General features: G+C 40.0%; 11 protein-coding genes and 1 tRNA gene. 3 read left to right on the top strand and 9 right to left on the bottom strand.

Going from position 1 to position 14,545, the window contains the following annotated elements:
- The 9 genes from SD449_RS18880 to SD449_RS18840 all read right to left on the bottom strand — a co-directional run.
- Positions 1 to 196: hypothetical protein (locus tag SD449_RS18880; RefSeq protein ID WP_318312833.1), on the bottom strand; the 196-nt coding region annotated here is incomplete at its 3' end.
- A 19-nt stretch (positions 197 to 215) separates the two neighbouring features.
- Positions 216 to 860 (bottom strand): hypothetical protein, encoded by a 645-nt coding sequence (locus tag SD449_RS18875; RefSeq protein ID WP_318312832.1) that lies wholly within the window; start codon positions 858 to 860, stop codon positions 216 to 218.
- Between the two features lie 791 nt (positions 861 to 1,651).
- Positions 1,652 to 2,260, bottom strand: coding sequence for a hypothetical protein (locus SD449_RS18870; protein WP_318312831.1), 609 nt, complete (start codon positions 2,258 to 2,260; stop codon positions 1,652 to 1,654).
- A 1,154-nt stretch (positions 2,261 to 3,414) separates the two neighbouring features.
- Positions 3,415 to 4,686: a site-specific integrase gene (locus tag SD449_RS18865; protein WP_119646628.1), complete on the bottom strand. Its 1,272-nt coding sequence runs from the start codon at positions 4,684 to 4,686 to the stop codon at positions 3,415 to 3,417.
- 231 nt (positions 4,687 to 4,917) lie between these two features.
- A tRNA-Arg gene (locus SD449_RS18860) sits at positions 4,918 to 4,991 on the bottom strand.
- 104 nt (positions 4,992 to 5,095) lie between these two features.
- On the bottom strand, positions 5,096 to 5,968 hold the full coding sequence (locus SD449_RS18855) for a sugar phosphate isomerase/epimerase family protein (protein WP_318312829.1): 873 nt from the start codon (positions 5,966 to 5,968) through the stop codon (positions 5,096 to 5,098).
- Positions 5,969 to 6,105: 137 nt separating this feature from the next.
- Positions 6,106 to 6,723, bottom strand: coding sequence for a hypothetical protein (locus SD449_RS18850; protein ID WP_318312828.1), 618 nt, complete (start codon positions 6,721 to 6,723; stop codon positions 6,106 to 6,108).
- A 63-nt stretch (positions 6,724 to 6,786) separates the two neighbouring features.
- Positions 6,787 to 8,049, bottom strand: a complete 1,263-nt coding sequence (locus SD449_RS18845) for a hypothetical protein (RefSeq protein ID WP_318312826.1) — start codon at positions 8,047 to 8,049, stop codon at positions 6,787 to 6,789.
- 35 nt (positions 8,050 to 8,084) lie between these two features.
- Complete coding sequence (locus SD449_RS18840) at positions 8,085 to 8,687, bottom strand: YceI family protein (protein WP_318312824.1); 603 nt, start codon at positions 8,685 to 8,687, stop codon at positions 8,085 to 8,087.
- Between the two features lie 336 nt (positions 8,688 to 9,023).
- On the opposite strand from SD449_RS18840, the gene ppdK reads away from it, so the two are divergent.
- From ppdK to SD449_RS18825, 3 genes are all read left to right on the top strand, one after another.
- Positions 9,024 to 11,744, top strand: a complete 2,721-nt coding sequence (ppdK, locus tag SD449_RS18835) for a pyruvate, phosphate dikinase (protein WP_318312823.1) — start codon at positions 9,024 to 9,026, stop codon at positions 11,742 to 11,744.
- 127 nt (positions 11,745 to 11,871) lie between these two features.
- The gene (locus SD449_RS18830) at positions 11,872 to 12,753 is read left to right on the top strand and encodes a cation diffusion facilitator family transporter (protein WP_318312821.1); all 882 of its coding nucleotides are present in this window, start codon (positions 11,872 to 11,874) and stop codon (positions 12,751 to 12,753) included.
- A 60-nt stretch (positions 12,754 to 12,813) separates the two neighbouring features.
- Complete coding sequence (locus SD449_RS18825) at positions 12,814 to 14,544, top strand: alpha/beta hydrolase-fold protein (RefSeq protein WP_318312819.1); 1,731 nt, start codon at positions 12,814 to 12,816, stop codon at positions 14,542 to 14,544.
- Position 14,545 lies beyond the last annotated feature (1 nt).

The following is a 14,545-nucleotide window of genomic DNA, read 5'->3' as shown; positions in this document are numbered from 1 at the left end:
CGGGGTGAATTTTCTTCGTGTCATATTCAGTAAATTTAATGATTAAACTTACTGCCCTAATTTTTGGGGTATCTACATTAAAACCACCTATTCCAAATATGGTGAATAGATTGAAAGCTGAAAACCTAACAATTGCACCAGGCAGCCCAAAAATCAGATAGAAAATTACTAGATAGATGTTATCAAAGTTGATCATCGTTTATTTGAACTTTAAATTATCTAAATTCTTTGGCATTATTTTTTAAGTTGTCTCTTAAATCAATAAACCCTGGCCATTTCAGAGATTGGTCTTGAAAATTCCAAGTCATTAGAGGGCTTTCTACAAAATAAGGGGCTTCAGTATTCCCAGAACTAATAAACATTTCGTAATAATTACTACGATGATCGGCTAAATTTTGATGCAGCATACTGACTTTTGTCAGTTCCAGCAAATACTCCAAGATACTTCTCTGATTCTTCTCTGAAAGTTCGAAAATTGTACTGTCAATCTTAATGACATCCGTGTAGCTTATTTTACAATCGACCATTTGTTTTATAAAAAGACACATATATTTTTCTTTCTCGGAATAAATTTTCAAGTATTCATTATGTCCACCAAATTCTCCACAATCAGAAAATCGGGCTGACAGTACTAATGTATCAGTATAAGTAAGGGTCCCTAGAATTCCTTTGGAATAATCCATTTTGACACTATCAATTAGAAAGTTTCTTTCTCCTTGGGATGAGAACTTATCAATCGAGTCCTTTAGTTTTAAATTTTCCACTCTCAGAACTTGAACTTCTTTTTTTAACTCAACATCTTGACACGATAACATGGCAATAGAAAGCAATAAAAAAGCTATGTAGTACTTATTGTTCATTTCAAGTAGTTGCCGATTGATTTCATCGTTTATTTGAACTTTGTTTTTAATTCAATTATAAATAGTATGATTCTTTGTGATTTTTCGGTTAATGATAATTGCAATGATTGATCCTACAATAGCATGTTTTATTGGCCATGAAAAAAATAAAAACAAGCGTCCCAAACCATATTCATCGTGTCCTAAAAAATTTAAATCACCATAGATTAAATAAATAAAATAGGAAGCCACGATAATTAGGTTAAGTAGGAAATAGGCCCAAAAATATTTCCAATTCCTGACCAAATAAATACTCCATATCCATAGTGCAAGACCAATAATTGGCATTATTAACATCATAATATATTGGACCTTCTCCATTCCAATCGTTTATTTGAACTTTTTTATTCAAGTGTTTTTAAATATTTCTTTCTTAAAAATTGATTGTAATCATCTATGACCAATCCATTCGAAGTATAAAAAAACACTGAATCTGATTTAATTTCCTTAACAACCGAGTCACCAATTTCAAGCTGATCAAATATTTCACGATATACTTTTAGTTGTGGTCCATTTTTTAAATAAATCAAATTTTTACGAACTGGGTGTTCATCAAACTTAGCCGAGACAGTTGCTTTGAATCCAAGGGCCTTAAATTCAAAGTACTTTTTTTAATATAGTAGTCGGTATTTAAAAACCATATAATCAGTCCAAATATTGGAATGAAAATCCCTAAGATAATTTTTCTAACTTTTTTAAATTCTTGGTCATTCATTTACAAATACCGAATCGTTTATTTAAACTTTAAAAAATTAATTATCTAAAGTGTTGACAACTGTAGTATTGATATTAAACATAGTTTGATAATAAACACCAAGTACAATTGCTAACCTATTTTCAAAAATTTTTAAGTCATATTCACTTGTTCTGTACAATTGTTTTTTAGCAAGCTTTGGACTTAACCGATATTTTGAATTTACTCTCAAAAAACTGCTAGTCCCAAGCATCCAATCGATCTTATTCGCAAGGCAAACTGAAAAATCAGGGTTTAATTTGACTCGAATGGGATTCATTGAGTCAACATTGTACAATTTTTTCTCCAAGTCCAAATCCTTTTCTGAGCGATTGGACCCTGACAATATATTCAAATTCCTAATCTTTAATTCCAATGAATCTTTGAAAAAACTCATAGGTAATTCATTATTTGCCCAATCGGATATGAATTCAAAATAAGCTGCTTCCTTAGAAATCTCAGGGTATTGGTCCTCAATTTTAAATTCAAACAATTCTACCGCCTTTTCTAAAGTTTTCATTTGTTCCTTTTCAACACATTCTTTTGAAGTTGTATTGGTTGAAGAGGAATCAAATCCTGTTTTACAGGCACAAAGTCCAAAGAATAATATTAATATTAGCTTTTTCAACAATCTTGATCTTCGGTTGTAATCGTTTATTTGAACTTATAAATGTTTGTTGAATGTTGGCCTCCCAAAAAAACGGTAGAAATCAGTATAGCAATATGTGGTGTATAAGTTGGCCAAGCACCTAGTAAAATTCTAACTAGAATATATATTGCTAAAATATTCAACCCACAAATCAACACTGTGAAAGCCCATTGAAGAAAGGTTCCTTTCTTGATGCTAAGTTTAATTGAAAAATAAATTTCAATTAGTGCGATTGTTATCGGAAGATATCCCCACAATATTGCTTCAAGATTCATCTATCGTTTATTTGAACTTTAATAAATGTAAGAATTTTCTAGTTGTTAAAATTTGGTTTTCGGGAAAAGGATAGAATAGTGGTCAATCAGTATTGAGAAATAGAATTTAAATATAGGGGTAAAAAAGGGTCTAAATGGGAAACCAATTAAGTGTACGGAAAAAGTAAACTCTTTAGAATCCGTGAACTTGTTTAAGAGTGAAAGTTCAAAAAAACCTCTCATAAATCAGAAATCGATATAATGGCGAACGCAACGCAGTGGAGTGCTGCAAGCCCCAAATCTTGCCAAACTAACCTTACTGAGTGAGGCAATTTTATCCAATAATCCGGTATACTCTTCTCATCATTCGAAGTGATCCAATGGTCTGTTGGTCTCAATTTTATATCGTTCCAATCTCCATTCCGTTATTTTAAGCTTTAGATTGCTTTTCCATAGGTGCGATTTTGTTTTTTAGTGAAATTGCGTCAATTTTTTCGTCAAAAATTTCCAGTGTTTACTGGGCCTGCCAAAGGGTTTACTGTAGATTTCGGAAAAGTCTACTGTAGCCCCAATTTTTGAACAGTATTTCAAATACTGTTCAATTAACTGGTTTTCAACTTGTTGAAGACCCGAAAACAACCGTGATGGCGCAATTTGCGCATCACCCTCTTGCTATTCGATTTTTCACGCGAGCGTGAAAACCCAAATACCTTTCTTTGGTGTGCTAAGCCATCAATAAATCCAGTGGTTTTTTTAAATAGAAGTTATTGATTAAACATATCTTACCGAACACCACAAAAGTCAACCTCAAACGTTGAAGTAAGGACTTGGGACAAAACATACGAAGTGCATTTATGAATGGCTTTTCAGAAATACAAATCAAAAGTCAAGATTTCCAAACTTTCCCATATTGTCATTTGAATCTGAAAACTTCGAATCCAGAATCGTTTCTAGACCACTCATATCTTCACTTATTTTCTTATCCAATACTCTTGCATAAACTTGGGTAGTGGCCAATTTTGTATGACCTAAAATTTTGGAAACAGTTTCTATAGGAACCCCATTACTCAAAGTAATGGTGGTGGCGAAAGTATGTCTGGCCACATGGAAGGTTACATTTTTTGTGATGTCACATGCATCCGCGATTTCCTTTAAATAACTGTTTAATTTTTGATTGGATATCCTGGGGAACAATTTCTCAGATTCCCGTTTAGGATGATATTGATATCGTTTAATAATAGATAATGCTGGACCTACCAATGGAAGCTTAAAGCTATTTTTGGTCTTCATCCTTCTTGTACTTATCCAATATTTTCCATCTATCCCTAATACCAAATTGTCTTCAGAAAGGTCCATTATATCACAATAGGAGATACCTGTATAACAACTAAAAATAAATAAGTCCTTAACAATTCGTAACCGTTCAATCCCTGTAAAATAATCTTGAATTTTTTGAAGCTCCGATAAAGTCAAAAACTCTCTTTCCTTTCTTTCCATCCTGACCTTGAACTTTTGAAATGGATCTTTATCTATCCATTCATTATCAACGGCTATCCTAATCATTTTGCGTAGGCGTTGAATATGCTTCATAGCGCCATTGTTTGAAAGGTTTGCATGATGGTTAATGGGATGCAGTTTTCGTAAATATGTTTCAAACCCAACAATAAATTGATGATTGAGTTGTGATAATCTGTAATCATCACATTTATATTGCTTTTTGATATACCTTAATAAGTACTTTTGACAGGTCTTGTAATGACTAAGAGTAGCCCTGCAAAGAATATGTGCATTGTGCGTATTGTGGTACTCGAACAAATTCTTTAAAGTAAATTCACTCACATCTTCTCCAAAATAGTGAGCCTTGACCATCTGTGGAGTTATATGTGGCGTTCTAGATCGAATTTCACGATAGCATTGAAATAGTTCTGTTTCAACTTCCATCAGATAAGTATTGATTTCCTGAGCTTCTTTTGTTCGCCCCAGAACCTTTGACCCCTTACTGTCCCATATCTCTTTCGGGATAGTATACTTTAAACTCATGTTTGCCCTTTGCGAATCAACGGTGATTCGGGCATAGATCTTTGCAGTGTTGTCACTCCTTCGGGATGTGCTTATCCAAAAACTGATTGAAAATGTGGACCGGGTTCTCATAGGTTTTGTGTTAAATTGAACGAAAATCACCTACGAAAGTCAAATACTAAGTGTTTGTAATATAGTTAATTACATCCTTATTCGGTTAACACTTTGAAGAAAAAAATTTACTAACCGAATTACAGACCAAAACATACCAAATCAAACCAGTTCAAATGAGGGTCTTAATACATTAAAACCTTGCAAATCAATAAGATGTGCAAGGTTTTGTTTTTGTTTGAACTCTAAAAGTGATCGCGGAAGGATTCGAACCTTCGACCGTCTGCTTAGAAGGCAGATGCTCTATCCAGCTGAGCTACGCGACCAAACTTTGCGGGTGCAAAGATACTAATGTAGGCGATTGTAAAAAATATTTTTTTGATTTCTTGCCATTTTTATTGCAAGTCCTTTTTCGCCTACATGGTATATTTTAATCAAATCCTATCTCTTTGAGGCCTTTATGACTAATTTTTATGGCTTCCAATGGTTCTTTGTCCCAAGTCATATCTTGTTCCACAAAATATTTCACCATACCGGATTCCTCTTTTTCATCCAAGATTCTCTTAAAATCAATGGTGCCCTCTCCTACTGGTGCAAACTTTCCTTCTTTATCCATGTCCTTCACATGCCATAGCTTAAATCTGCCCGGATATTTTTCAAAGTAAGAAACAGGGTCTGCTTCCGCTTTGGTCACCCAATACAGGTCCATTTGAAAGTTCACATACTTTGGGTCCGTGTTTTCCAACAAGTAATCTATCGGTTTTATACCCTCTTCATTGTCCTTGTACTCAAAGTCATGGTTGTGGTACAATAGTTTCAATCCAGCAGCTTCACACTTTTTGCCCAACGTGGTCAAGATCTCGGCAAGATCTTCCACTGAACCCTTCATGCCCATGGTCATATTCTCTCGGTTAAACGCAAACATTCCCATAGGTGGCACAGGAATGGTAAAGTACTCAAATCCGGCCGCTTTGGTATCCGCAATCTGTTGATCTGCATTCTCCATGGTCACTCCGCCCATGTGTGTGCTCACAGGGGTAAGACCGATACTTTCCACATACGATTTAAACTCCTGCGGGGTCATTCCGTAGAACTTTCCGTCGCTGTATCCGGCCGCTTCCACATAGGCATACCCGGCATCGGCCACTTTTTTCAAGGTTGCTTTGGCATCTTCACCCATATTGTCCCTTACGGTGTACAATGCAAGCCCTCCAAAATTATCCTGCCCGTAAATTGTAATGGAAAATAGCGCACAAGCTAGGACAAGAATACTTTTTTTGAATAAAATTCTGTTGTTCATCATTAATGTTTGTAGTTAATTTCAGTTTCTAATGTGGCCTACAAGATACTGATTATTGGGTTGATGAAATGTTGGGGAAATTAAAAAATCCGTAGGATAAGGGTATCGCAACGGATTTTTCACAAAAAAACAGATTAGATTTAAATCTCGCTCATTTGAAGCGTCAAATGTACTTTTATCTCATTGTCGACCTTGATCATACCAAGCATTTTCTTGGGAGGTTCCAGTTCAAAATCACTGAGCTTTAGCTCCAAAGTTCCATTGACACAAATTTCCTTTTCCTGTTCACAGTAAAGCATGGTTTCGTAAGTACGGGAAACACCCGCAATTTGTATTTCCAGTCCAACGCCTACTTTGCCTTGATTAGCGGCAGGAGGGTTCACATACAAAAGTTTGAGTCCTACCTTTGGATGCTTCTCTGTTTTCAATAATTCTTTAAAGTCCTTGTTTATTGCTTTTCCACCGCAGTCAAAACAATCATTGAGCAGCTTCAATTCTGCATTTTTGAAAATAATTTGCTCGGTTTTTTCATCATAGATCAACTTTATGGGCATTTCGAGTTCCTGAAGATTATATTTACATGTAAATCCGTTCACATTAGTAGTGCCAGAGATCATGACTTCACTTTCGGGTGCAACCCTCACTTTAGTTTCCCGTTCGGGGTCTGTAAGATTGAGTCCGATTATTATAAGGAACCCGGCAAAAATGGTTTTGGTGATATGTGAAAATGAGAACAACATGGTACCTAAAGATAACATTTATAAGGTTTAAGACCTAGGGCCAGTTATGCCCCAGGTCTTTTGATTAAAACCAATGGTGGTTTAGAAACTGATCACAGCTTCCAATAAAACCCCATTAAACTTACCATCGTGGAAGATACTTGTGGTATCGTATCCATCGTATTTTTGGTTCACGTATTCTATTTTTGTCAAAATGTTCTTGGTCAAGAATACGCCTCCTCCCAATTGAAACCTATCTATGGTGACCTCAGATCCCGAAGGGTCGTCGGAATTAACGGTATTGTACCGGGTTCCCACAAAGAAATTCTCATTGTTTCCAAATCTGTAGATCAATTCACCTGCCAATTGGGTAGCTGTCCTATCGTCGGTCTCAGCATCGGTTTTTCCGGAAGAGGTCTCAAAAGTACCGAAGAACTCCAAGCCTTTATATTTTACAAACGGATTGATCATAAAGGCAGTGATCTCATTCCTAAAACCTGGGTCGTATCTACCGGAACGAAAATTGCCTTTTGTTGTGGCTTCTACGTCCTCCATTACCAAATAGTATCTAGATCCTGAACGGTCTGCACTATATAGGTATACGTTACTCGATTTGCCAGTGCTGTACATAGAACCTGTTAGTCTTACCCTTAAATCTTGGTTTACTTGAGCATCATATCCCAATTTGGCTAAAATTGAAGCCCCTGTAGTTTCAGGATTGTTTACTGCTTGGTTCAATTTACCATTGGATAGACCGAACATTCCGATGAAACCATTTTTTCTAAAGTAGACTTCCCCACCAACTTCAGTGGTGAAAGCATCCATGATCAAGTTACCTACAAATGGGTTGTGCATGGCTTGAGCATTGTCGGTTCTTCTAAAGTGTGCATCACCATAGTTGTTTTCCATATGCCCTACTTTAATGGTTAGGTACTTCATGGCTTCTTCCAAGAAGCCGGGGCTAATGAAATCCAAATTATCCACTTGGAAATAACCGCCCTTAACATAGGGTTCTGGGTGGTGACGGGAAGACAAATAGGTTCTCAAGTGCATTCTTACACCTTTGGCCAAGGCAACGTCCAAATCAAGGTTCGCTGTGGCCAAGTTAAAGTTATCTCCGATCGGAATCAGTTCAACGGCCCCTGAGTTCTCATGATCTACGGCTTGAAATTGCAGTGTGGACGAACCACCTACCCTAACTTTCACACCATCAAAGGTGGAAACACTATCTTTTGGAGCTTCAAATACATTGATTCCATTTTTGTCCGGTGAACGGAAATTGTCAAGTTGACGATTTTGGGAATATCCCGATAGGCCTACTAGGAAAGCAGCAGCCAATAGTCCGAATTTTGTGTATTTTTTCATTGTTGTAGATTTATTAGTTGAGTATTAAGATTAAATTATTTCCAAACGGTATTAAAGTGAACCTCGATTTCATCACCCGTGGTTATGGTGCCCAAAAGTGCTTTGGGAGGTTCAATGTTGTAATCGGTCATTTTAAGGGACTTTTTTCCCTCGAGCAAAACCTTGCCATTATCAATGGTCATGTTAAGCGGCAGATCAATGGTATTGGTACTTCCTGCAATCGTAAGTTTTCCGGAGGCCAATACCTTATATTTGTTTGAAGATGAGGTAACAGGAGAAATACTTTTTACCTGGTTCAACTCAAAAATAATTTGCTTGTGCTTTCCGGTTTCCAGGGCCTTGTAGGTGTTCTTGTCCATGGCTCCCTTTCCGCTTTTTAAGCTTTCCGCCTCTACCACAAACTTTAGAGTACTTATTTGTGGAAGCTCTCCTGTGTTGTCCAAGCCTATCGAGCCTGATTTTTGCTCTGCCACTTCCTCCCAGTCATGCAGGGTGGATGTTCCTGTTACCAGTACCTCCCCTTCACTGCCGCTGAGCGTGAAGTTTTGGGCAGAAAGCACCAACGGAAAAGATGCAAATGTTATCCAAAGGATGATTGCTTTTAAAAGCGATTGTCGATGTGTTGTATGATATTGCATAGTTTTTGGTTTTTTGATGGGTCAAAGATCCTTTACGCAATATTCTTAAAAGATGATATTTGTCATACTTTTCCTAAAAAGTTGATTTTAAAAAAGTTAAGCTGCTATTTTTTGAATAAGCATCATCCTAAAGCCCCTTCAAAAAAAGGAACGTCCCTGTTTATAACTAGTGCGAAGCCTTTATCTCTTTTAAAAAAAATGTCCAAAACCCTTTTCTAAAAAAATCCAAAGTATCACTTCGTCCAAAACACTGATTTTTATCATGTTCTATGGCTTGGTCAGCCACTAATTTTACATGCACATTTAGCATTTATCAATCTTTTAATAGATATAAATATGGAAACACTGACAGCAAACCAACTGAGCGTCTACTCTTTCGGCAACAAAAAAGCAGATGGCAGCCGTGAAATGAAAAATTTGCTAGGTGGTAAAGGTGCCAACCTGGCCGAAATGAGCCGCATTGGTATTCCTGTGCCCCCCGGCTTTACGATTACTACAGAAGTTTGTACACAATACAACCTAGAAGGAAGGGATTCGGTGATAAATAAGATAGAGTCCGAAGTTAGGGATGCCATCACCCGTATCGAAGAAACCATGGGCGCCATCTTTGGAGATGATGAAAATCCATTGCTCATTTCAGTTCGTTCCGGGGCAAGGGTCTCCATGCCAGGAATGATGGACACCGTCCTCAACCTGGGTTTGAACGATGAATCCATCAAAGGCGTCATTAAAATGACGGGAAACGAACGTTTTGCATGGGATTCCTACCGTCGTTTCATTCAAATGTACAGCAGTGTTGTGATGGGCCTTAAACCGGAATCCAAGGACGACCTTGACCCTTTTGAGGAAATCATCGACCATTTAAAAGATAAACGTAGAATTCAACACGATACCCAATTCACCGTTCAGGACCTACAAGATTTGGTGTACGACTTTAAGGATATCGTTCAAAAAAGAACCGGCCAACCATTCCCCACCAATCCATGGGATCAATTATGGGGCGCCATTGTAGCCGTTTTTGAAAGCTGGAACGGAGATCGTGCCATTTATTACCGTAAAATGAACGGGTATCCCGAAGATTGGGGAACTGCGGTCAACGTTCAGGCCATGGTATTTGGCAACATGGGCGAGGATTCTGGAACCGGGGTTTGCTTTACCAGGGATGCCGGTACCGGGGAAAATATGTTCAACGGAGAATACCTCATCAATGCCCAGGGCGAGGATGTCGTTGCCGGTGTCCGCACACCACAGCAAATTACCTTGCTGGGCTCCCAACGGTGGGCCAGACTTGCTCAAATAGACGAAGAAGAACGCAAGGAAAATTATCCTTCTTTGGAAGAATTGATGCCAGAGATCTATAAGGAGCTTTTCGAATATCAAAATAAATTGGAAACCCATTACCAAGATATGCAGGATATGGAGTTTACCATCCAACAGGGTAAATTATGGATCTTGCAGACCCGTAATGGTAAGCGTACAGGTGCTGCAATGGTAAAAATTGCCATGGACCTACTTAAAGAAGGATCGATTGACGAAAAAACGGCCCTAATGCGCATTGAACCCAACAAACTGAACGAACTGCTACATCCCATCTTTGACCCTGAAGCATTGAAGGAGGCCGATGTAATCGCTCAAGGTTTGCCCGCTTCGCCCGGTGCCGCTACCGGCCAGATCGTGTTCTTTGCCGATGAAGCGGATAGGTACAAGAACAGTATTTTGGTGCGCGTGGAAACCTCTCCCGAGGATGTGGAGGGCATGAACATTTCCAGAGGTATTGTCACCGCTCGTGGGGGTATGACCTCACATGCTGCAGTTGTCGCCCGGGGAATGGGTAAATGCTGCGTATCGGGTGCAGGAGCTTTAAAAATCAATTATAAGACCAGGATCCTGAAGGTGGGCGACCACGAATACCATGAAGGGGATTGGATTTCCATAAACGGTTCCACCGGTAATATTTTAGAGGGAAAAGTGGCCACAAAAGAACCGGAACTCAGCGGTGAATTTGCTGACCTCATGAACCTATCCGATGCCTATGCCACCTTGGAAGTAAGAACCAATGCCGATACCCCTAAAGATGCGCTGATCGCAAGAAACTTTGGCGCCAAAGGAATTGGACTCACCCGCACCGAGCATATGTTCTTTGAAGTGGACCGCATCAAGGCCATGCGGGAAATGATTCTCGCCGATACCATAAAAGGGCGTAAACAAGCATTGAAAGATCTCCTTCCCATGCAACGCAACGACTTTGAGGGAATTTTTAGGGCGATGGAAGGGCTTCCCGTAACCATCAGGTTGCTAGATCCGCCATTGCATGAATTTGTACCCCATCAACTTGCCACCCAAAAAGAGCTGGCAGAGGAATTGCACATTTCCTTGTCCGCAGTAAAAAGCAAAGTGGCCGAACTGGAAGAGTTCAACCCCATGATGGGCCATCGTGGTTGTAGGTTGGGAAATACCTACCCTGAGATCACCGAAATGCAGACACAGGCCATTCTGGAGGCTGCTCTTAAAGTGAAAAAGGACGGTATCATTGTTAAACCCGAGATTATGGTTCCCTTGGTGGGTACCGTGGAAGAGTTCAAACAACAAAAAGCGATCATTGATGCCACTGCCCAGGAAATTTTCAAAAAACGTAAGGATACCGTAGAATACACCGTGGGAACTATGATGGAAACCCCAAGGGCCACCTTGATAGCCGATAAGATAGCAGAAACTGCGGATTTCTTCTCATTTGGCACCAACGACCTTACCCAAATGACCTTTGGATACTCTAGGGACGATTCCGGTAAATTTCTGCCTATCTATATTGAAAAAGGTATACTAAAAGAGGACCCTTTTGAAGTTTTGGACCAAGAAGGCGTTGGACAATTGATTGAATTGGGAACCCAAAGGGGCCGTGCGACCAAAAGCAACCTAAAAATAGGCATCTGTGGTGAACATGGCGGTGAACCAAGTTCCGTGGCCTTCTGTCAAAAAGTTGGAATGGACTATGTAAGCTGTTCGCCTTTTAGGGTACCCATTGCCAGGGTAGCAGCGGCACAAGCTGCAATCTCATAGCCAAAAGCAAACCCGACCATTCTGTTTTTTTATCCCCGGCATTTGGAGCAATCCAGTTGTCGGGGATTTTTTGATACCACATATTGCATTCAAAATTCGGCCATTTATACGATCTTAGCAGCATCAAATGAGCAACGAGAAAACCGCCATACGGACCACTTATTTCAGTATTATCGGCAATGTAGCTTTGGCGTTGACAAAAGGTTTGGCCGGTTTTTTTGGAAATTCCTATGCATTGATCGCAGATGCCATTGAATCCACTACAGATATTTTCTCTTCATTTTTAGTGCTCTTGGGATTCAAATATGCGGAGAAACCACCTGATGAAAACCATCCCTACGGGCACGGAAAAATAGAGCCGCTGATCACATTTGTGGTCGTGGCCTTTTTGGTCACCTCGGCAACCATCATAGCCTACGAGAGCATTCAACACATTCAGACCCCGCATAAAACACCAAAACCTTGGACACTGATCGTACTCGGGGTCATCATTCTTTGGAAAGAAGTCTCCTTTCAGGTAGTCATCAGAAAAAGCAGGCAGACCCAAAGTTCCTCATTGCGCGCGGATGCATGGCACCATAGGAGCGATGCCATCACATCGGTAATGGCCTTTATCGGGATTACCATTGCCCTTATCTTTGGAGAGGGCTACGAAACGGCAGACGACTGGGCGGCACTTTTGGCATCCGGATTTATACTTTACAACAGTTATTTGATCTTTCGTCCCGCTTTGGGCGAAATTATGGATGAGCACCAATATGATGATCTGATCCAAGAAATTAGGGAGAAATCCATGGAAGTTGAGGGAATATTGGGTACGGAAAAATGTTTTATCCGAAAATCCGGGATGCAACACCATGTAGATCTTCATGCCATTGTAAACGGTGAAATTTCGGTAGAAAAAGGACATTGGATCGCACATAACCTTAAAGATCATCTACGGAAAGAGATTCCCAATCTCGGTCATGTGCTCATTCATATTGAACCGAACGAATACACTTATAAATAACACTTTACACTTTGGCCAATCGGTTAAATGGTTTATCTTTTTGCTCTAAACCCGACCATCATGACCAAACTCCCATTATTCTTTTGTTTCTGCTGCTTATTGATCTTATCCTGCGGTCCTACCGAAAAATCAACATTTGAAATTGCCGTCAACTTTACCGAAACCGTGAGCCCGGAAAGTAAGGATGGAAGGTTATTATTGATGCTTTCCACGGATGATAGCAAGGAGCCCCGGTTTCAAATTAACGATGGCCTGGACACACAGCTTATTTTTGGAGTCAACGTAGAGGGAATGGCACCGGGAAAACCCATCTCGTTCGATGAATCCGTGTTTGGTTATCCCTATCCCAGCCTATCCGATGTTCCCCCGGGAGAATACAATGTGCAAGCGCTTTTACATATTTATGAAACCTTTAATTTATCCACTGGCCATACCGTAAAACTTCCCATGGACAATGGCGAGGGACAGCATTGGAACACGTCCCCCGGTAATTTGTACAGCAAACCGTTCAAAATAACCATTGGAGAAAATGGAATCGAAAATGTTTCTGTGGTAATGGATCAAGAAATCCCGCCCATTCCGGAACCAGAGGATACCGAATGGATAAAACACATCAAAATCAAATCGGAGAAGCTGTCAAAATTTTATGGTAGGGATATGTATTTGGGTGCACATGTACTCCTCCCGAAAGGTTTTGATGAACATCCCGAGGCAAAATATCCGTTAATGGTATTTCATGGACATTTTCCCAGTGACTTTGGAGGGTTTAGGACCACACCTCCCGACCCAGACCTGGAACCTGAATATTCTGCTCGGTTTGATTTGGAGGGCTACAATATTATTCAACAACAAGAAGCCTATGATTTTTACAAGCGATGGAACGAGCCTGATTTTCCCCGCTTCTTGATTATAGAGATTCAGCACCCTACCCCCTATTATGATGATTCTTACGCTGTCAACTCTGCAAGTCAGGGACCGTACGGGGATGCCATCACTTATGAATTGATTCCCGAAATAGAGAGACAATTTAGAGGAATGGGCGAAGGATGGTCCCGCTTTTTATATGGTGGTTCCACGGGCGGTTGGGAAGCTTTGGCCGTACAGGTCAAATATCCCGAAGAGTATAATGGCTGTTTTGCAGCGTGTCCCGACCCCATCGATTTTAGGGCCTATTGCCTCACAAATATCTACGAAGACGACAACGCATACTATTACGATTCCGAGCACAAGCAATTGGAAATTCCTTCCCACAGGAATTATTTGGGCGATATACAATCCACGTTAAGACAAGGCAACCATTTGGAACTGGTTTTGGGCGACAAATCCCGGTCAGGTCAACAATGGGATATTTGGGAAGCCACTTATTCACCGCAAGGGGACGATGGCTACCCTGTTCGAATATGGGATAAAATGACAGGGGATATTGACCACAAAGTGGCCGAGTATTGGAAGGAAAACTATGACCTAAGGCATATTCTGGAAAGGGATTGGGAAAAGCTTGGACCCCAGCTAAAAGGGAAAATCCATATTTATTGTGGCGATATGGACAATTATTATTTGAACAATGCCGTCTATTTGATGGAGGACTTTTTGGAGAGCACCACAGAACCCTATTATGATGGGGAAGTCCTGTACGGCGATAGGGCGGAACATTGTTGGAACGGGGACCCGGACCAGCCCAACGCTATCAGCCGTTTGCGGTACAACTCCATGTACGTGCCAAAAATCATGAAACGTATTGCCGAGAGCGCCCCACAGGGCGCCGACCTCACCAGTTGGAGATACCGATAGC

Origin of the sequence: Flagellimonas crocea, assembly GCF_033441595.1 — a bacterium.
GTDB lineage: Bacteria > Bacteroidota > Bacteroidia > Flavobacteriales > Flavobacteriaceae > Flagellimonas > Flagellimonas crocea.
The sequence above is the reverse complement of the archived record's forward strand: the minus strand, read 5'-3'. Positions and strand labels throughout refer to the sequence as shown.